The sequence below is a fragment of the Kocuria sp. HSID16901 genome (assembly GCF_003989425.1).
GTDB classification, from domain to species: domain Bacteria; phylum Actinomycetota; class Actinomycetes; order Actinomycetales; family Micrococcaceae; genus Rothia; species Rothia massiliensis.
In genome coordinates this window covers 82643-106051 of record NZ_RBLM01000006.1, presented here as the reverse complement: position 1 = coordinate 106051, position 23409 = coordinate 82643, and the positions used below count along the sequence as shown (strand labels likewise).

Sequence of the window (23409 nt, the reverse complement as noted above, 5' to 3'; positions counted from 1 at the left end):
GTTGAAATATCTTCATTTTCTTCTGAGGAATCTCATCAAGGGTGAATTGATGGATGACAGGTTGCATCCATGAGATGAGACATGAAGTATCGAGATATGACTCATGCCACTATTCCCCAGAAAATGCGTGCCGCCGTATGGGGCGGTGAATCATCGCGATTGACCGTCGAGACCATTCCCGTACCGACTCCACAAGCCGACGAGGCACTTGTAAAAATCACCGCCTGCGGTGTCTGCCACACGGATTTGCACGTTCTCAAGGGGGAGGTGGCCTTCCCAGCCCCGGCAGTGGTGGGGCATGAGATCAGTGGTGAGGTCGTCTCCATCGGGGAGGGGACACGTTCGGACGGCTCAATCGAGGTGGGGACGCAGGTCATAGGTGCCTTCATCATGCCGTGTACCCAGTGTGAGCAGTGCCGTGCAGGCCGAGATGACCTGTGTGAAAAATTCTTTGCGGAAAACCGGCTCAAGGGAAATCTTTTCGACGGCACGTCACGACTGACGGGTGCACAGGGCGAGCGGTTGTCCATGTATTCGATGGCGGGAATGGCTGAATACGCCGTCGTGCCGATGTCCGCTCTTGCATCCCGCCCCGAGAACGTTCCGGCCGAAGAAGGCGCGATCCTCGGGTGCGCCGCATTCACCGCGTACGGCGCGGTGCGGAAATCCGGGTTGGCCGAAGGTGAGACGGTCGCTGTGGTCGCGGTGGGTGGCGTCGGCTCGAGCCTGATCCAGGTGGCCAAGTATCAGGGAGCCGAGACCGTGATCGCGATCGACGTCGCCGACGAAAAGCTTGAGGCGGCCCGCGGCCTCGGGGCCGATGCGACGGTCAACTCGACGGACCGGGACGTTCGCGAAGCCGTCCTCGAACTGACAGACGGTAAAGGGGTCCACGTGGCCTTCGAAGCCCTCGGGCGCCCGGAAACCTTCACCCAGGCCGCGTCGCTCTTGCGTGAGGGCGGTCGGATGGTGGCCATCGGAATTGCCCCGGGCGGCGTGACGGGTGAGGTGGAAATTTCGCCGCTCGTGCGCCGAGGTCAGACCATCACGGGATCCTTTGGTGCGGTGACCCGCATCGATCTCCCCGCAGTGGCGCAACTTGCCAGCGACGGCGGTTACCGCGTCAAAGAGGCGGTGACGAGGAAGTACTCTCTGGACGACGTCGATGCCGCCAACCAAGCCCTCAACCGTGGCGAGATTACCGGCCGAGCGATCGTCGTCATGTGATCGCCGCCCGGGTCGCCTCGACCGTGTGGTTGAGTAAAGCGGCGGTCGCGGGACGAAGCCGGGCTCCACGCCTGGTCAGCGCGTAGAGGTCCCGATACAGTTCGGTGGCCATCGCCTCGGGCCAGGTGATGGGGTGAGGGGGTCGGTCTAGCGGATTAACTCCGTTGTCGAAGACCATGTCCGGCAAGAACGCGGCAGCCATTCCCGCCTGCACGAGGTCGTGGTGGAAACGTAAATCCGACGATTCGTAGGAGACCTTCGGTTCAAATCCCGCGCGTCGGCACATTCCTTTGGCCCAGTCGGAAGCTGTGGTGCCGGAGGTCTCGAAGACCCACGGAAGTTCGCGCAGGTCCTCCAGGCTCGCGACGGGCCACGGAGAATATGCCACGATGCGATCGCGAAAGAGGTGCACCGAATTCATCTCGGTGTCGACGGGTTGCGGGCGGCCAGAGAACTCATCCGTGATGGCGACGTCGGTGCGACGGCCCAACAAGCTGGATACCGCGGCCTCGGGCTCGAGGAGGTTGAACTCGACCGTGACGTCCGGGTGGGAGCTCTTCATGCGGTGGAGGATGTCCGCGAAATACGAGACCGCGAAGGAGCCGAACGAGGAGAGGCGCACGGTGCCGTGGATGCGAGTCCGGCCGTCGTCGAGCTCTGCTTCCGCGGCCTCGAGAATTTCCACGATCTGATCCGCCCGGCGAGCCAATTTTTTCCCTGAGGGGGTCAGGAGGATGCGCCGCCCCACCCGTTCCGTGAGGGCGATGCCGACGTCCTTCTCGAGGCCAGAGAGGTGCTGGGAGACGGCGGCCGGGCTGACGTCGTGGTCTCGGGCGACGGCCGAGAGGCTGCCGCGAGAATCGAGTTCCCGCAACAGAATCAGGCGGTGAACGTTGAGCATGGCGACTCCTTATGTCCGATGTTGCCAGCTTTAAGTACAACTTAACCCCTAGAGCAAGTCTTCCCTTCTGTTTCCCCTGGTGGGACACGAATAGCATCGATTCATCAGCGATCGAGACGTGACTCACAGAGCGCGTGAAGGAGGGGAATTGTCTAGGCAAAACATCGACGGTACGAGGGAAGCCCCGTTTTCCGCACAGGAATACGACGCCCGGCTCGAAGCCGTCCGGGCCCTAGCGGCGAAGCGCGGACTCGACGCGCTCATCATCTCGGATCCTGCCAACATGTACTACCTGACCGGCTATGACGCCTGGTCCTTCTACATGCCGCAGATTCTCTTCCTGCCCGTGGACGGGCCGATGTACTTCATCGCCCGCGAGATGGACGCGCACGGGGCACACCGGACCATTGCCGTGATTCCGCAGGACCGAATCCTGGCCTACCCGGAGCGGTATATCGACCAGGACGAGGTGCATCCCGGTGATTGGATGGCACAGGCCATCCGCGATCTCGGTTATGGCACCTCCCGCCGGGTCGGGTACGAAGGCGACACAGCCTTTTTCACGGTCAGGACCTTCCGTTCCCTCGAGGCCGGGTTGCCCGAATGGGAGTTTGAGGACTCCCGGCATCTTGTCGGGTGGGTCAGGCTTGTGAAGTCAGACGTCGAAATCGACTACATGCGCAAGGCAGGCGTCGTCTGCCAGGGTGCCATGGAAGCCGCCTTGGACGGGTTTACCCTGGATCGTCCCCAGAATGACGTGGCCGCCGACGTCATGGCCGCTCAGGCCCGGGGTAGCCACGGGATCGATGGCGACTACACCTCGATCGTCCCGCTCTTCCCCATGGGAGCAGGTGCCGATACTCCCCACCTGACGTGGGCGGATGTTCCGACGCCGAGCGGCGTCCCGATATCCGTGGAACTCGCCGGCGCACATCGCCGATACCACGCTCCCCTGGCTCGGACGGCGATTATCGGCAAGCCCGACCCCGACCTCGACCGCCTCTCGAAGGTTACGGTCGAGGCCCTCGAGGCGGCCTTGGACACTCTTCGCGACGGCGTTCAGACGTCGGAGGTCGCCAAAGCTTTCACGGACGTGCTCGGGCGTCACGGATACCGCAAGAATTCGCGCCTCGGGTATTCGATCGGCGTCGGATACCCGCCGGATTGGGGCGAGCGGACCGTGAGCATTCGAGCCGAAGACCCCACCACCCTGCGAACCAACATGACGTTTCACCTGATTGCTGGCATGTGGCTGCGCGGTATGGGATTTGAGGTCTCCGAATCCATCCGCGTGACCGACCACGGCCACGAAACTTTCAGTTCGGTCCCGCGCGGACTGATCTCCCTCGACTCCAGGAGGTAGGCATGACGACCCCCACGATTTCTCACCGACAGCTCGCTCAGCGCGCCGCGGAGCTCAACGGCTCGGTGATCGATGCCTCGACGGCGTTGCTCGCGAGCCAGACTCACGACATCGTCAAATTTGCGATGGGCGCTCCCAACGACGAGCTGATTCCGACCGAAGAGTTCGGCCGACTCTTGGGCAACTCAGCGGACGGTCGTTTCGGCTATGGGGCGAGTGAGGGCGAGGACGCCCTCATCGAGCAGATTCTCGACATCCAAACCAGCCAGGGCCATCGCTCCAGCGCCGACCGCATCGTCGTCACGACCGGCGGAATGCAAGGGCTCGACATCGCCTTCAAGATGCTCGTCGACCCGGGCGACACCGTCGTCGTCGAATGCCCGACATACACCAACGGAATCGGCACCGCCCTCAGCTACCAAGCGAATATTCTCGAGGCGCCGATGGATGAGAACGGGCTCGTGGTCGAGGCCTTACCTGAGTTGGTGGCAGCCTCCGGGAAACGGCCCAAAGCCATCTACACGATCCCGAATTTCCAGAACCCAAGTGGCACGACCCTTTCCCGCGAACGGCGCGAACAGCTCCTCGAACTGGCCGAAGAATGGGACGCGTACATCGTCGACGACGACCCGTACGGACTCCTGCGTTTTGAGGGTGAACAGGTCCCCGGTTTCCTCGAACTCAGTCCTCACAACCCGAGGGTGATCCAAGTCCGGACCTTCTCCAAGATTCTCGCTCCAGGACTTCGTGTCGGATGGATGGACCTCGACCCGAGCCTGCGCGAGATCGCGGTCAACGCGAAACCTGCGATGGACACCTGCACGAGCGTGCCGATGCAGAAGATGATCGCGGACTACCTGGCAGAAGGTGGACTCGACGCCCACGTGTCCTGGTTGCGCTCGGTATATCAGCAGCGCAAGGACGCCATGATCCGGGCCCTCGACGAGCGGTTCGGCGACGACGTCGTAACCACCAACCCGGACGGGGGATTCTTCCTGTGGGTGGACCTCACCGGGAAATACGCGAGTGTCGACGCCGAGGATCTGTTCCCGCTGGCCTTGCGGCACGGAGTCGCCTATATCCCTGGCCCGGCCTTTACGAATTCGGCCTCGCAGCGTCACGCCCTGCGTTTGTGCTTCGCGACGTCGTCACCGGAACGCATTCGGGAAGGCGTCGAGCGGCTCGGCACAGCACTGGACGAATACGTCGAGAAAAACTCGGGAGCCTAGCCATGACACAGACCTATCCGTCGCCGACCGCGGCCACCACGGAGGACTGGGTCCTCGAACGCATCGACGCAGACTGGATTCTTGCGCTCGCCGACGAGCTGATTCGTGCCCGCGGCGAAAACCCGGGGGAGGCCGAGAGCGCGACCGTGTCCTCCCTAACCGGGGCGCTCACCGCAATCGGCGCCCGCGTGGAGCACGACGAAGTGATGCCTGGACGGGCCAACGTCATCGCTCATCTCGGCGGTGATGGCACAGGAACTGGGGGCATCATGTTTTTGGGCCACAGCGACGTCGTCCCCGCCGGGGCCGGTTGGACCGGGGATCCCTTCGAACCCCGGCACGTGGACGGGCGGCTCATCGGTCGCGGAGCCGTCGATATGAAAGGCGGCCTCGCAGCCGTCATCGTGGCGATGTCCGCGGTGCACCGGGCGTGCCCTGAAGTGCCCATGACCTTGTTGGTGACGGTGGACGAGGAATGCGACGCCGCAGGGGCCCGCCGATACGTGGCCTCGAAGCCCGACGGCGAATACCTCGGGTGCGTCGCCGCGGAACCGACCGGGATGGAGATCATCACGGCCTGCCGCGGAGCCACCAACCTCCGGGTCAACATCTCGGGGGCGAGCGCCCACGCGGGAAACCCGGACGACGGCGCGAGCGCGATCCTGGCCGCTGGCGAGGTTCTCCGGGTGATCGAGACCGACGACCGTGCTCTTCGCGAGACGCCCGATCCACTATTGGGGCGTGCCAGCTGGAATGTGGGCATGATTTCCGGCGGCCATGGAACCTCGATCGTCGCCGATCGGTGCGAACTCGCCATCGACCGCCGCACCCTGCCCGGTGAGGATCCCGAACAGATTCTTTCGTCCCTGCTCGCCTCGGCCACCAAGGCCGTTCACTCCGCGGATCGCGCCCGGTCGGGACGGCTCTCGTTGACGGGCGCCGTCGAGATGGTGATGCCGGGATTCAAGACCGACCCAGCGGATCCGTTCGTCCTGACGTGTCGAGAGGCCGTTCGCAGTGCGGGCGGTTTGGGCCGCACGGGCACCTGGTCGGCCGCCTGTGAGGGCGGATTCATGTCTCAGGTGCACGGCATTCCGACCGTGGTTCTCGGCCCGGGGGACGTGAACAACCAAGCTCATCAACCCGACGAACAGGTCGAGATTTCCGAACTTCTGATGGCTTCCAAGACGTACGCACTACTTGCCCTTCGCTGCACGGACCGTCTGCGCGGCTAAACACCATATCAACGGGCGGAATCACCGCCCCGCACCTCGGGAGGACCCATGTCCCACGCTCCTGTGTATGAACCCCCACCGATCACCTCCGAGATCGACATGAGCATCGACGAGAAGAAGACGGCTCGGAAATCCGTGGCCGGATCTGCCGTCGGCAACGCGATCGAGTGGTTCGATTACGGCATTTACGGCTATCTCCTCGTCTACATCTCCCAGTTGTTCTTTACGTTCGACGCCGGAAACCAAACCCTCGCCCGTGTCCTAGCGTTGGGAACCTTCGCGGTTTCCTTCCTCGTCCGGCCGCTCGGTGGTTTCATCTTTGGTCCGCTCGGGGATCGCTTTGGGCGGCAGCGAGTCTTGGTCATCACGATCGTGCTGATCAGCGGTTCCACGGCGTGCATCGGCCTGTTGCCCACATATGGGACGGCAGGCTTCATCGCCCCCATCTTGTTGATTGTGTTGCGTGCGATTCAGGGTTTCTCGGCGGGTGGCGAATACGCCGGCGCCGCGGTGTTCATGGCGGAACACGCCCCGGATAACCGTCGTGGAATCTACGGATGCTTCCTCGAATTCGGAACACTCGTGGGGTTTAGTGCGGCGGCGATTCTGTGCACCGTGTTGACCATGATCGTGGGTGAAGACGGCATGATGGCCGGTTGGTGGCGGCTCCCGTTCATCCTGACGGCGTTCATGGGCGTCTTGGCGTTGTGGATGCGGCGTCACTTGCACGACCCGGCCGCTTTCACCGAAGACGTCGAAGAGGCCGTCGACCATCCCTCGGCGCTCAAGGCCTTGGGCAACCTGCTGAAGTCTTACCCTTCGCAGATCTTCAAGCTCATCGGGTTCGTGACCCTGCTGAACGTCGCGTTTTATCTGGTGCTGACCTACATGCCCAGCTACCTCTCGGCGACCTTGGGCCACAGCACGGCCGAGGCGAACTTCTCGTTGGTGGTGATTCAGCTCGTCATGATCGCGGTGATCGTTCCGTTCGGCGCGTTGAGTGACAAGATCGGACGCCGCCCCATTCTGATCGCGGCGTCGGTGGGATTCATCCTCCTTTCCGTCCCCGCGATGATGCTGATCCAGCGCGCAACCTTCTGGTCGCAACTGTTGGGCATCGGGATCCTTGGTCTGTTCTTGGTCATGCTGATTTCCACCATTTCGGCGACTCTCCCGGCACTGTTTCCCACCAAAGTGCGGTATTCGGGGTTCGCGGTCGGATACAACATTTCGACCGCGCTCTTCGGTGGAACCGCGGGGATGTTCAACGAGCTGCTCATCGACAAGACCGGCAACGTCCTGATGCCGGGATGGTATCTGGCCGTCGCCGGAGTGATTGGTTTGATCTCGGTGCTGACCTTCCGCGAGACGGCGGGCCGCTCCTTGCGCGGCAACGTGGTCCCGGGCAGCGACGACGATCTGAGGCTGGCACGCGGTGAGGAACTGATTGGAACCAAGACCGGTTCGGTCCCGACCGTCGAGGACGACGGAACGGCACACACCACGACGAAAGGACGGTAAAACATGACGCAGCAACCACAAGTCGCCCTGGTCACCGGGGCGAACTCCGGAATCGGCGTGGAGATTGCGCGACGGCTCGTGGCGGATGGGTTCCGCGTCATCGTGAGCGGCCGTAATTCCTCTCGAGGGGAAGCGGTGGCGGAGGAACTCGGGCCTGAGGCGTTCTGGATCCAGGCGGACCTGTCTGATTCGGCGAGTGTCCAGAACCTCATTGACGAAACGGTGCGTACGGGCGGCCGCTTGGATGTTCTGGTCAATAACGCCGGGGTGGACCTGGTAGGGCCGATCTTGGAAGTCTCCGAAGAGCAGATTCGGGAGAACTACGCGACCAATGTCTTCGGCACGATCTTCGCGCTGCAAGCCGCCGGACGAGTCATGCGCGATCAGGGCGACGGCGGAGCGATCATCAACATCACCTCGAGGCTCGCGATGATCGGGGTCCCCACGATGAGCCTCTACAGCGCTGGTAAAGGCGCGATTCAGTCGCTCACCACCGCGGGTGCCGTCGAACTGGCTCCCCACAATATTCGGGTTAACGCGGTGGCCCCGGGCATGGCTAAGACGCCGTTGTACGACACTTGGGTTTCCGAACAGGAAGATCCCGAAGCCACCGAACGGGAGGTTGCGAGCAAGATCCCTTTGGGCCGCATCGCATTGCCCTCCGACGTCGCCGCCGCGGTCTCGTACCTCGCGAGCCCGGGCGCCGAGTACATCACAGGAACCACCATCCCGGTCGAAGGCGGATATCTCGCTCAGTAATGACCGCGGATGACGAAAGGAGAACATCATGACGACCACCGCAGAGAACACATCGACCGCGAACCCCACCACGAAAATCGCTCAGGGATCGGCGCTGTGGCCGGCCCAAGCGCGCGCGAGCCAGGTGTACGGGCGCCAGCTCGTCATCAGCAAAGCCGAAGGATCGTACATTGAGACCGAGGATGGACGTCGGCTCTTCGACGGGACCGCAGGCCTGTGGCACGCCAATATTGGCCATAGCCGGCCCGAGCTCGCGCAGGCGGCGTACGACCAGATGATGAACCTGGAGACCTACCATACGTTCGCGCGGTTCACGAACGATCAGGCGGCGCAGCTCGCGGAAAAGCTCGCCGAAATCTCTCCGATTCCGGATCCGAAGATCATCCTGAACAGCGGAGGGTCGGACGCGATCGACGTCGCGTGCAAGCTGGCTCGGCGGCATTGGCAGCGCGAGGGACGCCACGAGAAACAGATCATTTTGAGCCGTGAGTTCGCGTATCACGGACTCCACGCGTACGGAACGAGCATCGCGGGCCTTGAGTTTAACCGCGAGGGTTACGGAACCGATTCCTTGGTGCCCGAGACCTCACGGGTGTCCTTCAATGATCCGGAGCAGGTGCGTCGCGCCGTTGCCGAGATCGGTCCGGAGAATATTGCGGCGATCGTGACCGAACCCGTCCAGGGTACCGGCGGGGTGAATCCGCCGAGCGAGGGTTACCTCGAGACCATCCAGGAGCTGTGTCGGGAACACGAGATTCTGTTGATTCTGGACGAGGTCATCACCGGATTCGGCCGTGTGGGCACCATGTTTGCCGCGGAACGCTATGGGTTACAACCGGACCTGGTGACCTTCGCCAAAGGCGTGACCTCGGGTTATGCACCGCTGGGCGGGATCTTTGTGAGCCGTCGTGTCTGGGAGCCGTTCTTCGAAGATTCCGATGACGCCCCGATTTTCCGCCACGGTTCCACGTATGCGGGTCACGCAACGGCGTCGGCGGTTGCCATAAAGCACCTCGACATCCTTCGCGAGGAGCACCTCGTCGACCGCGTGCGCGAGCTCGAGCCTATCTTCGCGGCGGATCTCGAGGAGCTCGCTCAGCAGCACGACGACGTCGCCGAGGTCCGGCATGCGGGGCTCCTGGGTGGCGTGACTCTGCGGGAAGGGGTGGCCGCGGAAAAGGTCTGCGACCGCATGATCGACAAAGGGTTCATTTCCCGCCCGCTGCGGGGCAACACCCTCCAGGTCAGCCCTCCGTTCATCGTCACCGAGCAGGAACTGAAGGACTATTTCGCCGCGATGAGCGAGGCGATCACCGAGGAGGCGACATCGTGAGCAACCGGCAAAAATCGATACTCACCGCAGACGCCGATGCTCTGCGCCGGGCCGACGACGTCGTGGGCCGGCTGGGCTTACCGAACGAAGGCATCGAGGTGACTGACCCAGGCACGGCCGAGGTCATCGCTCACGTCCCAGATGTGGGGCGGGACGGGATCACCTCGATGATGGCCTCGGCCGATCGCGCCGGGGCGTCGTGGGCCCGAACGACTCCTCGCGAACGGTCCAATATTTTGCATCGGTGGTGGGAGCTCCTGGTCGAGCACTCCGAGGACCTCGCCCTGCTCATCACTCGGGAGATGGGCAAGACCCTGGCCGAGGCCAAGGGTGAGGTGAAGTACGGCAGCGATTTTGTGCGGTGGTACGCGGAAGAAGCGGTGCGCGCCGGAGGCAACTTCCAAGAGGCACCCGACGGCGGTTCGCGCATCGTGACTCGGCGTAGCCCAGTGGGACTCGCCGTGCTGATCACGCCGTGGAACTTCCCGTTGGCGATGGCGACCCGAAAAATCGCGCCGGCGCTCGCTGCGGGATGCTCCGTGGTCATCAAGCCTGCCACCGCCACGCCCCTCACCACGTACTTCGCGGTGCAGCTTGCTCGCGAGGCCGGTGTTCCGGCGGACTTGGTTCACGTCATCACGACGTCGAGCTCGCGGACCATGAGCGAAACCGCCCTGCGTGACCCTCACGCCCGGAAGGTCTCCTTTACCGGGTCGACCGAGGTCGGCCGGACTCTTCTGGGCCTGGCCTCGGAACGAGTGCTACGAACCTCGATGGAGCTGGGCGGAAATGCACCGCTTTTGGTGTTCGACGACGCAGACCTGGACCGAGCGGTGGATGGAGTGTTCGCAGCGAAGATGCGCAATGGCGGGCAGTCGTGCATCGCGGCCAACAGGATCTATGTGCAAGACGGCATTGCGGACGACTTCGTGGCGGCCTTCAGGCAGAAGATCGCCTCGGTTCGAATGGGACATGGCCTCTCAGAGGGTGCCCACCTCGGTCCACTGGTCAGCTCTCAGGCCGTGACGGATATGGAAGCGATCGTGGCCGGTGCCATCTCTGAAGGAGCCGAACTCCTTGAAGGCGGGAACGCGCCCGAAGGGGACGGGAGCTTCTTCAGCGCGACCCTGCTGGACCATGTACGTCCGGACTCCGCGATATCTGGTTCAGAGATTTTTGGACCCATTGCCGCGATCCAACGATTCACGACCGAAGAAGAGGCGATCCAGCGAGCCAACGACACCGAGTTTGGTCTCGCCGGTTACGTGTTTACGGAAAGTCTGGATCGTGCCTTCCGGGTATCGGACGCCATCCAATGCGGGCTGGTCGGCATCAACCAGGGCGTGCCGTCGAATGCTGCGGCACCCTTCGGCGGGGTCAAACAATCCGGGTTGGGCCGGGAAGGCGGCTCCGAAGGACTCGAGGAATATCAGAACATTCGTTTTTACAACATTGCGGCCAGGTAGGCCGAACCCTACGGAACGAAGAGGAGGAAACGGGAATGCGCATTTCGGTAGTGCGGGAGATTAAGCCCCAGGAGGAGCGGGTCGGGCTGACCCCGGCGAATGTTGAGGAACTGACGCGGGCGGGCCACACCGTCTACGTCGAGCGCGGTGCTGGTGACGCCTCGGGATTCGAGGACGAAGCCTACGTTCGGGCTGGCGGAGAACTGACCGATCAAGAGCAGGCCTGGGCGCGGACGGAGCTTATGATCAAGGTCAAAGAACCCATCGAGTCGGAGTACCGCTTCCTCCGCAAGGACCTGGTGCTCTTCACGTACCTGCACTTGGCAGCGGACCGACCCTTGACTCAGGCACTTCTCGAGGCGGGAACGATCGGTATCGCTTATGAGACCGTTCAGGACGAGACCGGCCTTCCGCTGCTGACGCCCATGAGCGAAATCGCCGGACGCCTGGCGATTCACGCTGCGGCGCGGCATCTGTCCCGTGCCGGCAACGGACCCGGAAAACTTCTGGGCGGCGCGCCAGGAGTCTCGCCAGGCCGCGTGGTCATTATTGGGGGAGGCGCGGTAGGCCTGAACGCCGCCCTGCTGGCGATTGGCCTTCAGGCGGAGGTCACCGTGCTGGACATGTCACCTCGTCGTATTCGTGAACTCGAGACGCTCTTGGACCGTCGCGCACGGGTCTTGATGTCTAATCCGGCGGTGGTCGAAGAGGAACTCGCCCAAGCCGACGTCGTGATCGGTGCCGTCTTGGTGCCGGGCAGGGCCGCACCCAAGGTCGTTCGACACGAACACCTCGAGTTGCTTCGAAAAGACGCGCTGCTGATCGACGTCGCGATCGATCAAGGCGGGGCCTTCGAGACCTCGCACCCGACGACGTACGAGGATCCGATCTTCGAGGTAGACGGGATTCGACACTACTGCGTGGCGAACATGCCGGGTGCCGTACCGCAGACCGCGACATCGGCGCTGACCAACGCGACGATGCCGTACATCAAGAAGATCGCGGCCCTCGGCGCCGAACACGCGGTTGAGTCCGACCCATCGATCGCCAAGGGCGTCAACACATGGAGCGGCAGGTTGCTTCAACCCGGCGTCGCGGCGGCGTTCCCTGACCTGGGAACGCCGTCGGCCAACGACGCAACGGCCGTGCCGTTGGGTGTCTAACGCGAAACCTCTCGAAGCGGCCGCACCGGTTCCGGGCGGCCGCTTGCGAAGGATCGCTGGGCGGCATCGAGCAGCTCGACGCCGTGCACCCCCGACGCGGGTGTGCTGTGGTTCGGTCCACGCCCCGAAATGAGCGCCACGAAGTCCTGCATTTCGTGGACGAACGCGGTCTCGAAACGGTCCTGATACCCCTCGAAGGCGCGTCCTGGAGAGCTGACCTGTCCGTCGACCTCGATCTGGGTGACGGCACGACCGTCGGCCTCGCCCACGGCAAAGGATCCATCGGTTCCGTGCACGACGGTCCGAACGTCTTGACCCGAAGCATGCCCCCGCATCACCGAGATCGTTGCCGTCAGCCCCGAAGAGAAAGACAGCAGCGCGCACGCGGTGTCCAGCTGGTCGTGACGGCGATACTCCTCATGAGCGACCACCGAACCCACGGCATAGACGCTCTCGGCCTGTTCCTCGACCAACCAAGGGATGAGGTCGAAATCGTGAGCCATCATGTCCGCGAAAATGCCGCCGGACCCAGCAAGGTTCTCAGGATCAGCGGCGTATTTGTCGTGATCGTAAGCGAAGACAGCGCGGAGGGCTCCGGCTCTGCCCGAGTCGAGCACGCCTTTGAGAGCCGTAAATTCCGGACTGTGCCTGCGGTGATACCCCACCATCACCTTTTCGTCGGCTCCGGCCGCCTCGATGTCGTCGAGTAGCCGGGCGTATTCGGAGGCTCCGAGGGTTAGCGGCTTTTCGACGAATACGGGGCTGCCTGTGCGAATCGCGCGTCTCACCAGGTCGGGGTGCGTGGACCCCGGCGTCGTGATGACGACGCCGTCCGCGGCAGCGAGGGCCTCGTCGAAGGTTGTGGACGTGGTTAACCGGACTCCCGCCCCTGCTTGCCCAGCCCGCTCCGTGACCCGGGCCGCGTGCAGCGTCACGCGACCCGGGTCACGGCCGACGAGCTCGACGTGTGTCACGCCGTCGGTAGCCATCAGGTGGGCGGCATGCATCTGTCCGATGGTTCCCGCCCCAACCACAGCGATTCTCATCTCAACCCACCGAGACTTCCCGACCACCCTGATTCGCCGACTCGGCGATCGCCTGAATGATCTCAAGGGTGTGGAGCCCCTCTGCGAACGATCCGCATGGGGCCAGGGAGCTTTCGATACCAGCGACCTGTTCGAGGAACGCACGGGCCTGAATCGCGAAGTTGTCGTTGTAATTCCAACCCACTCCGGGTGCGTCCATGGCGCAAGAGTTCGCGTAGAGAGGGGTTTCGGAATTGATGAGAACTCGGCGCTGGCCTCGGGTTTCGGCAGATGCCTGAGCGTCGTCGTACATGAACTCGGCGGGCTTGGTGATGTCGAAGGAGGCTTGAGCTCGGGGCCCCACCACGTGGTAGGTCTGTGAATTCGGGGTTCCAAAGGCGACGCGAGAGATCGTGTAGGTTCCGACGGCGCCGTTGGCGAAGGTGCAGGTGAAGGTGAGGAAGTCTTCGTTTTCCACCGGCTCGACCTCGTCGGAAACTTCGACGTGACCGTGGCCGACCACGGCGCCCAGCGGAAGGTGACGTTCCTTGTAGATGGTGTCCATGACGGCGCCGCGAACCGCGGTGACGGGACCGTTGAGGTACTCGCCGGTGTCGATGACGTGCGAGCCGAGATCGCCCAGCGCCCCCGAACCGGGCCCGCCCTTGTATCTCCAGGACATGGGAGCATTCTCGTCGCACGAATAGTCGCAGAGGTACGTCGAGAGGAAGTTGGTGACCGGCCCGAACTCGCCGGAGGTGATCTTTTCCTTGATCGCGTTAATCGCCGGCATACGGCGGACGGTGTAGCCCACGGAGGTGATGAGCGGTCGACCGTAGCGGTCGGTCTTCTGCCCGTATTCTTTCTCGAGCTGGACCATCGCCTGGGCATCTTCCAAGGTCCCGGCCAAGGGCTTTTCGCACAGGACGTGCTTGCCGGCCTCTAAAAGGCCTCGGGCGATGGGCAGGTGCAACGCGTTGCCGACGACGATGCTGACCGCATCGATCTCGGGATCTTCAGCGACCTCGGTCCAGTCTCCATAGACCTTCTCGAAGCCGTACCGTCGAGCAGTGTCCCGGCCGAGTTCTTGGTTCATGTCCGCAACGGCCGCGAGGCGTACGGAGGGGAACTCCGAGTCGAAGACGGAACCAGCCTGTCGATATCCATAGGCGTGGGACCGTCCCGCCATGCCTGCACCGATGACCGCAACGGAGAGCGTCTGCTCAGCCATAATTTCTCCTTGGACGTATTGACCGTATGTCAGGACAATTATTCTGAGTTGCAGATCACAAGGTCAAGGCTTTGCGCCCCATAAATTTTGGCTAAATCGGGTGGGCGGTGGTTGCCGCCTCCGACCTAGTCTTCGATGGCGCCGATCGGTTCTCGTTTTTCGGCCTGGAACTTATCCTCGGTGCGGCCGAAGGCCCAATAGCCTGAGATGGAAATATTTTCCTTGGGGATGTTGCGCTCCTTGAGAAGGCGACGCACCTGTTTGATGGCTTCCCGCTCACCGTGGGCAAAGACGCTGATGGTGCCGTCCGGCCAGGCATGGCGTCCAAGGGCCGCCGCTAGGGCGTTGGGGTCTCCGCCAACTCCTGGCTGAATCACCCAATCGATCTCGACGCCGCGCGGCGTGCGGATCTCTTGCTGGTCTTCTTCGTGTTCCAAGGTGATCACGGCCAGGCCGCGTGCATCCTCCGGGAGTGCTTCGATGGAAGCTGAGATGGCGGGTAACGCGGAGGCGTCTCCGGCAAAGAGGTGCCATTCGGCGTCGTCGTTGGGTCGGTATTTGCCGCCGGGCCCCATGAGAAGCAATGTGTCTCCGGGGGAGGCCTGAGCGGCCCAGGGGGCGGCCAGGCCCGAGGTCCCGTGGGTCACGAAGTCGATGGTCAGAGTCTTGGCCTCGCGATCCACCGAGCGCACCGTGTACGTGCGGGTCACGGGGACGTCCTCCGGGGGGAGGGTGCGCTTGAGCTCCCGCATGTCAAAGGGCGCCACGAGATTCAGCTCGGGTTTGGCGAAGACGAGTTTGACGTATTGGTCCGTCATGCCATTGTCCTGGAACGATTCGAAGCCCTTGCCGCCGAGGGTCAAGCGAATCATGTGGGGAGTCAGCTGGCGACGTTCGATCACCTCGAGCAGTGTTTGGGGCTTGGCGGGCTTCCGGGCCGGAGCCACGCGGGGTTCGTTCGTCTGTGCGTCAGTCATGCGGCTCTCCTGGGCGTGGTTTGGTAAGTCTGACCTCACCATAACCCTCCGGCTCGGTGACCTTCCACCGTGAAAAGTCGGCCCGACGTCGTTGTGGCGAGACGCCAGGCTCTGGGCGTGAGACGCGTCGCGTGAGGCCGCGAGGGTTGCCATACGATGGGTAAACCAGGGGACATCGCTCCGCGCGGTTCACGATTCCTGGTGGCTCATTGACGACCTCGGCGGTTCACAGGATATCGCCGGGAAAATATGCCAGGCTTCTGTCAAGACTTGAAATGAACCGCTGGTCTGCGGAAACTGTGGCCTCTGGCGAGAATGACCAAAGATGCCCGCTTCCCGTGGGATGGGGGATGGTCCCCATCGCGACCATAAAATCCCGACAAGCTGAGAGAGGGCCGAAATGACTACCCCAATGGCTGGAGTGCTCCCCGTCGAAGAAGATATCAACCGATACGACGCCCAGGCTCGTCGATGGTTAGCCGATGCGATCAAGGCCGTTAAGGCCGATGCGCAACGTTCGGCCGACACTCACATTGTTCAGGTTCCCCTTCCCAAGGCCTGGGGTGTGGACCTCTACCTCAAGGACGAGTCCAGCCATCCCACGGGGTCGTTGAAGCATCGCCTGGCCCGCTCGCTCTTCCTCCACGCGCTATGCAATGGATGGATTCGCCCGGGAAAGCCCGTGGTTGAGGCTTCCAGCGGTTCCACCGCCGTCTCTGAGGCTTACTTCTCCCGCCTCATTGGCGTCCCGTTTATTGCGGTGATGTCGAAAACCACGAGTGCCCGCAAGGTGGAACTCATCGAGTCCTACGGCGGAAAGTGCCACTTTGTGGACAGCCCCGATCAGGTTTACGCGGTGGCGGCACAGCTCGCGAAGGAGTCGGACGGCCACTACATGGACCAGTTCACATATGCCGAGCGGGCCACCGATTGGCGTGGCAATAACAACATTGCCGAGTCGATCTTCCAGCAACTCGAATTGGAGGAACATCCCGAACCCCGGTGGATCGTCGCGACCGCTGGAACGGGCGGAACGTCGGCCACCCTGGCTCGCTACGTTCGGTACACGGGTCGGGCCACGGGTATCTGTGTCGCGGATCCGGACCATTCGGCGTTCTTCGCCGGTTGGCGAGACGAGAATCCCGAGGCCACCACGGACACCGGTTCGAGGATTGAGGGCATCGGCCGGCAGCGGATGGAGGCCAGCTTCATGCCAGCGAGCATCGATCGGATGATGCATGTTCCCGACGCCGCGAGCATCGCCGCGATTCGTCTGCTCGAACAGCTCACCGGGCGCAAAGCCGGTGGTTCCACGGGAACCGGCCTCTGGGCGGCCCTCAAAATCGTCTCGGAAATGGTGGCGGCAGGTGAGCAAGGCAGCGTTGTCACCCTGATGTGCGATTCCGGCGACCGTTATCTGGACAAGTACTACTGCTCTGAGTGGCTAAGCGAATCGGGTTTCGACGTCGAAGGGTACAGCCAGCGGCTCGAGGAGTTCATGACGACGGGGCGGTTCTAAAGGTTCTCCACACAAGCTCATTTGTCTTGACATTAAAACAAGGCGACTCATAGGGTGATGACGTCTGGACCGCTCCGTGGTGGCGGTCTCATTGTCTCGCAGAGGAGAAAACGTGGCGGATCAGCGAGTTGTCGGAGTCGGTCTCATCAGCGTCGGATGGATGGGCAAGGTCCATTCTCGTGCCTATGCGAATCTCCCGGTGTTTTACCCGGAACTTGGCATCCGCCCTCGCCTCGTGATGGCTGCCGATACGGCGCCTGAACGCGCTCAGTACGCCGTCGACGTCTTGGGATTCGAGCGCGGGACCACGGATTATCACGACGTTCTCGCCGACCCCGAGATCGAGGTCGTCTCCATCTGTGCGCCGAACTTCCTGCACGCCCAGATTGCCCGGGACGTGGCCGAGGCCGGCAAGGCCTTCTGGTTGGAGAAGCCGGCGGGGCGTTCGGCGGATGAAACCCAAACCATTGCCGACGCCGCCGAGAAGGCCGGCGTGGTCAGCGCCGTCGGGTTCAACTACCGGAATACCCCGGCCATCGAATACGCGAGACAGCTCGTCGCAGAGGGCAAGCTCGGGCGAATCACCAACGTGCGTGGCGCCTTCTTTGCCGACTATTCCGCCGATCCGCGCGGAGCGCTCTCGTGGCGCTTCCGCCGCGAATTGGCCGGATCCGGCGTGCTCGGTGACCTCATGGGCCACCTGATTGATCTGACGCACTACGTCGTCGGCCCGATCTCCGAGGTCACGGCGGCGACCTCGACGGTATATACCGAGCGGCCCGAGATGCCGATGGGCAGCGGCACGCATTTTGCCGTGGTCGAGAACGGCGAGATGAAGCCCGTCGAAAACGAGGATTACGCCTCGATGCTGGTCCGCTATCCGTCGAACGACGGCGCGTCCCCGGCCATCGGAACGCTCGAGGCTTCTCGCGTGGCCAACGGGCCGCGTGCCGAATACGGCCTCGAGGTCTACGGAACTCAAGGATCGCTCCGGTGGGACTTCGAGCGCATGAATGAATTGCAGCTGGCCCTGAATTCCGCGCCTCACGTGGGGTATACGACCATCATGGCCGGACCCGATTTTGGTGACTTCTCGGTGTTCCAACCAGGCGCCGGAACGCCCATGGGCTACGACGACCTCAAGACCATCGAGGCCAAAAAATTCCTGCTGGCCTACTTGGGGCAAGACTCTCAACACGCGGACATTAAGGACGGGCTGGCCGCCAACCGTGTGGTCAGCGCCGCGGAAGCCTCCGCCGAGAGTGGCCGTTGGGAGCGGGTGGAGCCGGTCGAAGGCACCAGTGCCCAACAGGCCGTAGGCTCCTAGCCGCCCCTACCTGCCTCAGCACCGGCGCCGAACGTCGCCGTCCAGCACTCGCCAGGCCTCGAGCGCCCAATCTCATCCAAGCTCGAGGGCCTGGGTCAGTGCCGCCGTGACGCTGACCGCGATGACGGCCGGTGATTTTCCCGTAATTTCGGGCATCCCGATCGGGCAGGTGATGCTGTCGACCTCGGCGTCCGCGTGCCCTAATTCCCGTAACTTTTTGCGGAATCGAGCCCACTTGGCCGCGGAACCAATCAGACCGATGCTTCCGAGGTCGCCTCGACGCAAGGCCGCATCGCACAGGATGAGGTCCTCAGAGTGATCGTGGGACATGATGAGCACGCGGCTTCCCGCCGGTAGCTCGTTCAGAGCTGTCTCAGGGGCGGGGGCATGGTGGACCTGGAGAGACGAGACGTCGCTGAGGGAGTCAGCCTCGTCCACGGCGTCTTGCCGGCTGTCCACGAGGTGAAGAGTCAGCGGAAGCCGACCCAGCGCCCGGATGATTTCCCAACCCACGTGCCCAGCTCCAAAGACGGCCACCACCGGTGGAGCGGCCACCGGTTCCAACAACGCCGTCACCCGACCCCCGCAACACTGTTGGCCGTAGCGCGTTACCGCATGTTCGTTGAGGGACATTTCCTCGGTCACGGGGACCACAGAACCTTCCTCGAGCATGCGCCGGGCCAGGTCCGTCAGCGTTGCTTCCAAATTCCCACCGCCGACGGTGTCCCAGGCGCGGTCGCGGGCCACGAGCATCTTGGCGCCCGCCCTCCGTGGGGAATGCCCTCGGGTTTCAATCAGGGTCACGAGAACCCCGGCCGACCCTTCCTCCCGGAGCCGTTGGAGCCCGGTCAACCACTGCATCACACGGACTCGACTTCGCGTTCCTGGGGATCCCCTGATCCGACGGTGTCGGCCCTCGAGGTCTGCGCCGGGGCGGAATCCTTGGCGTCAACCGCGGGTTCGTCCACGATCTCCGACTTCGACGCCTCCTGGATCGCCCAGAACACGGCCTCGGGGGTCGACGGGCAACCGAGGTCCACCTCTGTACCTTCCGGACCAAAGGCCTCGACGGCGGTGCGTAACGCCTCACGAACGCTCATGGCCAGCATCAGCGGCGGTTCGCCCACGGCCTTGGAACCATAGACGACGCCGGTTTCGGTGGCTCGCTCGTAGAGGTGCACGTTGAATTCGGCAGGAAGCTCGGAGAAACTCGGCAGCTTGTAGGTACTGGCCGCTTGGGTCGCGAGCCGGCCGCGTCGTTCGCCGTCTGACGTGTCCCACCGGAGCTCCTCCAAGGTCAACCAACCGGTGCCTTGGACGAATCCACCTTCAATTTGGCCCACGTCCACGAGCGGGGAGAGCGAGTCGCCGACGTCGTGCACGATATCGGTGCGCAGCACGCGGTAGGCACCCGTGTACGCTTCGACCTCGACTTCGGTCGCGGCGGCCCCGTACGCAAAGTATTTGAACGGGGAGCCGTGCATCGACGCGGAGTCCCAATGGATGCCTTCAGTGCGGTAGTAACCTGCGGCAAAGAGCTGCACTCGTTGCATGTACGCGTCGGAAACGACCTGCTCGAAGGGGATCTGTTCGTGGCCCAAGGCGGCGACCCCGTCGTCCTCGAAGCGAATATCGTGCGGATTCGCGCCGAACTTCCCGGCCGCAACTTGAGCCAGACGTTCGCGGATCTGCTCGCAGGCATTCTTGACCGCACCACCATTGAGATCCGCTCCGGAGCTCGCGGCCGTGGCCGAAGTATTCGGAACCTTATCGGTTCTGGTGGGAGCGAGCCTTACGCGGTCGAGCCGCACTCCGAGGGTCGTCGCAGCCACCTGCCGCATTTTGGTGTGCAGGCCCTGGCCCATCTCGGTGCCGCCGTGATTGATGAGGATCGAGCCGTCCTTATAGATGTGCACCAGGGCACCGGCCTGGTTAAAGGCCGCGAAGTTAAAGGAAATGCCGAATTTGACCGGGGTCATCGCCAGGGACCGTTTTACGTCCGTGTGACCGGCGTTGAATTCCGCGATCTCGGCGCGACGACGCACGACCTCCGCACGTTCCATCAGCGTTGACCAGATGTCCGGCATCCGTTCGGCGTGACGCACCGGTTGCCCGTAGGGGGTGGTGTCGCCCGGCTGGTAGAAATTCCGACGCCGCAACTCACCGGCCTCGATGCCGAGCAGGGGAGCGCAGCGTCCCAGGATATTTTCCAGCACCAACATGCCCTGCGGCCCACCGAATCCACGGAATGCGGTTTGCGATGTCTTGTTGGTCTGCGCCATGCGGCCGTGGACCTTGACGTTGGGAATCATGTAGGCGTTGTCGATGTGGCACATGGCTCGCGACAGCACCGGTTCCGAGAGGTCCAAGGACCACCCGGCGTCGGAGGTCAGGGTGGCCTCCAGGGCCGTGAATTTGCCGGATTCATCAAATCCGACCTCCCACTCGGCGTGGAAGGGGTGCCGCTTGCCGGTCATCGTGATGTCTTGCGTTCGGGTCAGACGCAGGCTCACGGGACGCCCGGTGCGCACGGCGGCTAGCGCGGCAACGGCCGCCAAACCGTGCGGCTGCATCTCCTTGCCTCCGAAGGCACCACCCATACGCAAGGATTGGACCGTGACGTCGTGACTGGCGAGGCCCAAGACGTGAGCGACGATCTCCTGCGTTTCGGTGGGGTGCTGGGTCGAGGAATTGACCATGACCTGGCCACCCTCGTCGACTCGGGCGTAAGAGGCGTGGGTTTCCAGGTAGAAATGTTCCTGTCCACCGAATTCGAAGGTGCCCTTGAAACGATGAGCGGAATCCTTCAATCCCGCCGCGGAATCACCACGTTCCATGAGGTGCTGTGGCCCCTGGAAACTCTGGGCTTCGATGGCCTCGGGCACGGTGACGATCGACGGGAGGGGCTCGTAATCCACCTCGACGGCCTCGGCCCCGATCCGGGCGGCCTCGGCGGTCTCGCCGATCACCCAGCACACCGCGTGTCCGAAGTACATGGCTTCGGAAGGAAAGAGCGGCTCATCGTGCTTGACGCCTGCGTCGTTGAGCCCGGGGACGGCCTCGGCAGTCAGGACGTCCACGACTCCGGGCGTGGCCCGAGCCGCGTCGATGCGGAGGTCCGTGATGCGGGCGTGCGCGTGAGGGGACTGTACGGGCCATGCATGTAGGCACGAAGGATCGCGGGTCGCGAGGTCATGCGTGTACAGGGCTTCCCCCGTGACGTGCAGGGCGGCCGACTCGTGGGCAACTCGGGTGCCGACTCCGGCCGGAACGGGATGTGCGGGTTCGTGAACGATGGTCATGAGATCACTCCTGATAATTCGGAGGGACGGTATTGGGCGAAAAAGCGCATCATGGACTGCTCGAGCATCGCCGATCGGTATCGTGAGCTGGCTCGATGATCGTCCATCGGCGTGCTTTCCGCGGTCATGGCGGCCGACGCCGTGCGGGCCGTCTCTTCCGTCCACGGCTGGCCGAGAAGGGCTTCCTCGGCGGCGAGAGCACGAATCGGTGTCGCGGCGACGCCGCCCATGCCGATCCGGATCGAGCTGACCCGACCGTCGTCGAGCTGCAAGGCGAACGCCGTGGACACCGAAGAGATGTCGTCGAAGCGGCGCTTGGCCACTTTGTAGAACGCCGTCGTCTGGGCCAAGGGCAACGGGATGCGGACGGCGCGAATCAATTCCCCCGGTTGCCGAACGGTCTTCCGGTATCCCGTGAAGTATTCGGACAAGGGAACCGTGCGCTCGCCCGCGGTGGAATGAAGGACGAGGGAAGCGTCCAGGGCCAGAAGCACCGGAGCAGAATCTCCGATGGGAGAACCCGTGCCCAAGTTGCCACCCAACGTCGCGCTATTCCGGATCAGTCGCGAGGCGAATTGCGGGAAGAGCTGCGCCAAGAGAGGGATCCGGCCGTCCAAACGGCGCTCCAGTTCGGAGAGGGTGATCGCGGCGCCCAGCTCGGCGTAGTCCTCCTCGAGACGGAAGGTCCGCAACTCTTCCAGGTGATCGATCGCGAAAACGGTCTCGGGGCGCGTGTGTCGAATGTTGGTTTCGACGCCGACGTCGGTTGCGCCGGCGAGGAGGACGGCGTCCGGGTGTGCCTCGAGGCGTTCAGAGAGTTCGGCAAGATCAGCGGGTCGAACGAACGTCGAGGCCTCGGCTGTGACTTCGGTGGGTGCGGGCCGTGGTGCCGACGTGGACTGACGCTGGAAGAGGGGGTCTTCGGTGTCGGGAGCGCCTAACGCATAGGCCGCGTCTTTGATGGGTCGGTACCCGGTGCACCGACAGAGATTTCCACTGAGTGCGTGGAGATCAAAACCGTTGGCACCTTCTTCTTCGGTATCCCGAGCAGAGGGTACGGCCTTGCGCTCGGGCCGGTAGTACTCGGCGGCCATGGAGCAGATGAAGCCTGGAGTGCAAAAGCCGCACTGGGAGCCACCCCTGTACGCCATTTCCTGCTGTACCGGGTGGAGGTCTTCGAAGGATCCCGGACCGGGGCCGGTGCCGAGGCCCTCGGACGTCACGATCTCTTGACCGTTGCAGGCGACGGCGGGAATGAGGCACGCGTTGACCGAGGTCCAGCGCGAGGTGCCGTCGGGATCGGGTCGAGCCACCATGACCGCGCACGCCCCGCACTCGCCTTCGGCGCACCCTTCTTTGGCGCCGGTCAGACCGTTCTCGCGGAGCCAGTCCAAGAGATTGAGTCGAACGGGAGGAGCTGTCTCCTCGCGTGTTTGGCCGTTGACGGTGATGCGAAATGACACCATCACGTCCTCCTTGATTGAGCGTTCGTGAATAACCCGAGGAGGCGATGCCCAGGAAGGACTCGCGAAGACATCGCCTTTTCTCGTCGGAGGTGCTCCATCACACGCTGAGGTGTGCCGAGTAAATCCTTCCAAAATTTATGTGAGATCAGCGTAACACCAATGGTGGAATTAAAACTCCACATCGTGAAAACCCGGTGTATTTTCGGCGTTAATTCACGCCTCTGACCCCTTGACGTGCAGTTTTGCGGCACCTGAAAGGCGGATATGAGCCAGTTCGCATTCGGTGGGAAAGCCAGGTTATTCAGTACTTTAACCCTTGAGGTGTCTGGCGTCACTCGTCGCCAAAACCTGGGCCTCAGGGTGTG

Annotated in this window: 18 protein-coding genes; 11 read left to right on the top strand and 7 right to left on the bottom strand. The window is 63.0% G+C overall.

Annotated elements, in window-relative coordinates; genetic code table 11:
* Window positions 1-96 precede the first annotated feature (96 nt).
* Window positions 97-1227 (top strand): zinc-binding dehydrogenase, encoded by a 1131-nt coding sequence (locus D8M21_RS09010; protein ID WP_048681691.1) that lies wholly within the window; start codon window positions 97-99, stop codon window positions 1225-1227.
* On the opposite strand, the gene D8M21_RS09005 is transcribed toward D8M21_RS09010, so the two are convergent.
* On the bottom strand, window positions 1220-2128 hold the full coding sequence (locus D8M21_RS09005) for a LysR family transcriptional regulator (protein ID WP_048681581.1): 909 nt from the start codon (window positions 2126-2128) through the stop codon (window positions 1220-1222). The genes D8M21_RS09010 and D8M21_RS09005 overlap by 8 nt on opposite strands.
* Window positions 2129-2276: 148 nt before the next feature.
* On the opposite strand from D8M21_RS09005, the gene D8M21_RS09000 reads away from it, so the two are divergent.
* From D8M21_RS09000 to ald, 8 genes are read left to right on the top strand one after another with little or no spacing between them, the layout of a single operon-like run.
* A complete protein-coding gene (locus D8M21_RS09000) occupies window positions 2277-3491 on the top strand; it encodes a M24 family metallopeptidase (protein ID WP_082156798.1) in 1215 nt (404 codons plus the stop codon).
* 2 nt (window positions 3492-3493) lie between these two features.
* Window positions 3494-4720, top strand: coding sequence for an aminotransferase-like domain-containing protein (locus D8M21_RS08995; protein ID WP_126855818.1), 1227 nt, complete (start codon window positions 3494-3496; stop codon window positions 4718-4720).
* A 2-nt stretch (window positions 4721-4722) separates the two neighbouring features.
* A complete protein-coding gene (locus D8M21_RS08990; protein WP_048681575.1) occupies window positions 4723-5955 on the top strand; it encodes a M20 family metallopeptidase in 1233 nt (410 codons plus the stop codon).
* A 48-nt stretch (window positions 5956-6003) separates the two neighbouring features.
* Window positions 6004-7476 carry an MFS transporter gene (locus D8M21_RS08985; protein ID WP_065424288.1) on the top strand — a complete coding sequence of 491 codons (1473 nt, stop codon included), beginning with the start codon at window positions 6004-6006 and terminating at the stop codon, window positions 7474-7476.
* Between the two features lie 3 nt (window positions 7477-7479).
* Window positions 7480-8235, top strand: a complete 756-nt coding sequence (locus D8M21_RS08980; RefSeq protein WP_048681573.1) for an SDR family NAD(P)-dependent oxidoreductase — start codon at window positions 7480-7482, stop codon at window positions 8233-8235.
* A gap of 28 nt (window positions 8236-8263) precedes the next feature.
* A complete protein-coding gene (locus D8M21_RS08975) occupies window positions 8264-9568 on the top strand; it encodes an aminotransferase family protein (protein WP_082156797.1) in 1305 nt (434 codons plus the stop codon).
* Complete coding sequence (locus tag D8M21_RS08970) at window positions 9565-11034, top strand: NAD-dependent succinate-semialdehyde dehydrogenase (protein WP_238651241.1); 1470 nt, start codon at window positions 9565-9567, stop codon at window positions 11032-11034. Before D8M21_RS08975 ends, D8M21_RS08970 begins: the two co-directional genes overlap by 4 nt.
* Window positions 11035-11069: 35 nt before the next feature.
* Complete coding sequence (ald, locus tag D8M21_RS08965) at window positions 11070-12197, top strand: alanine dehydrogenase (protein ID WP_048681567.1); 1128 nt, start codon at window positions 11070-11072, stop codon at window positions 12195-12197.
* Here the strand turns inward: ald and D8M21_RS08960 are convergent.
* From D8M21_RS08960 to D8M21_RS08950, 3 genes are all read right to left on the bottom strand, one after another.
* Entirely contained in the window at window positions 12194-13243 is a 1050-nt protein-coding gene (locus D8M21_RS08960; protein ID WP_082156796.1) for a Gfo/Idh/MocA family protein, read from the bottom strand. The genes ald and D8M21_RS08960 overlap by 4 nt on opposite strands.
* A 1-nt stretch (window position 13244) precedes the next feature.
* Complete coding sequence (locus D8M21_RS08955) at window positions 13245-14453, bottom strand: Gfo/Idh/MocA family protein (protein WP_048681563.1); 1209 nt, start codon at window positions 14451-14453, stop codon at window positions 13245-13247.
* Window positions 14454-14578: 125 nt separating this feature from the next.
* Window positions 14579-15430, bottom strand: coding sequence for a siderophore-interacting protein (locus tag D8M21_RS08950; protein ID WP_048681558.1), 852 nt, complete (start codon window positions 15428-15430; stop codon window positions 14579-14581).
* Between the two features lie 400 nt (window positions 15431-15830).
* Here D8M21_RS08950 and D8M21_RS08945 point away from each other — a divergent pair, with 400 nt between their 5' ends.
* Window positions 15831-16949, top strand: coding sequence for a PLP-dependent cysteine synthase family protein (locus D8M21_RS08945; protein WP_048681555.1), 1119 nt, complete (start codon window positions 15831-15833; stop codon window positions 16947-16949).
* Window positions 16950-17061: 112 nt separating this feature from the next.
* Window positions 17062-18276, top strand: a complete 1215-nt coding sequence (locus D8M21_RS08940; protein WP_082156795.1) for a Gfo/Idh/MocA family protein — start codon at window positions 17062-17064, stop codon at window positions 18274-18276.
* Between the two features lie 72 nt (window positions 18277-18348).
* Here D8M21_RS08940 and xdhC read toward each other — a convergent pair whose 3' ends face one another.
* Genes xdhC through D8M21_RS08925 form a run of 3 tightly spaced genes read right to left on the bottom strand, consistent with a single transcriptional unit; the run spans window position 18349 to window position 23044 of the window.
* Window positions 18349-19137 carry a xanthine dehydrogenase accessory protein XdhC gene (gene xdhC, locus D8M21_RS08935; protein ID WP_048681552.1) on the bottom strand — a complete coding sequence of 263 codons (789 nt, stop codon included), beginning with the start codon at window positions 19135-19137 and terminating at the stop codon, window positions 18349-18351.
* Complete coding sequence (xdhB, locus tag D8M21_RS08930; RefSeq protein WP_082156794.1) at window positions 19137-21578, bottom strand: xanthine dehydrogenase molybdopterin binding subunit; 2442 nt, start codon at window positions 21576-21578, stop codon at window positions 19137-19139. The genes xdhC and xdhB overlap by 1 nt, the downstream gene beginning before the upstream one ends.
* On the bottom strand, window positions 21575-23044 hold the full coding sequence (locus tag D8M21_RS08925) for a xanthine dehydrogenase small subunit (RefSeq protein ID WP_048681547.1): 1470 nt from the start codon (window positions 23042-23044) through the stop codon (window positions 21575-21577). Before D8M21_RS08925 ends, xdhB begins: the two co-directional genes overlap by 4 nt.
* Window positions 23045-23409 lie beyond the last annotated feature (365 nt).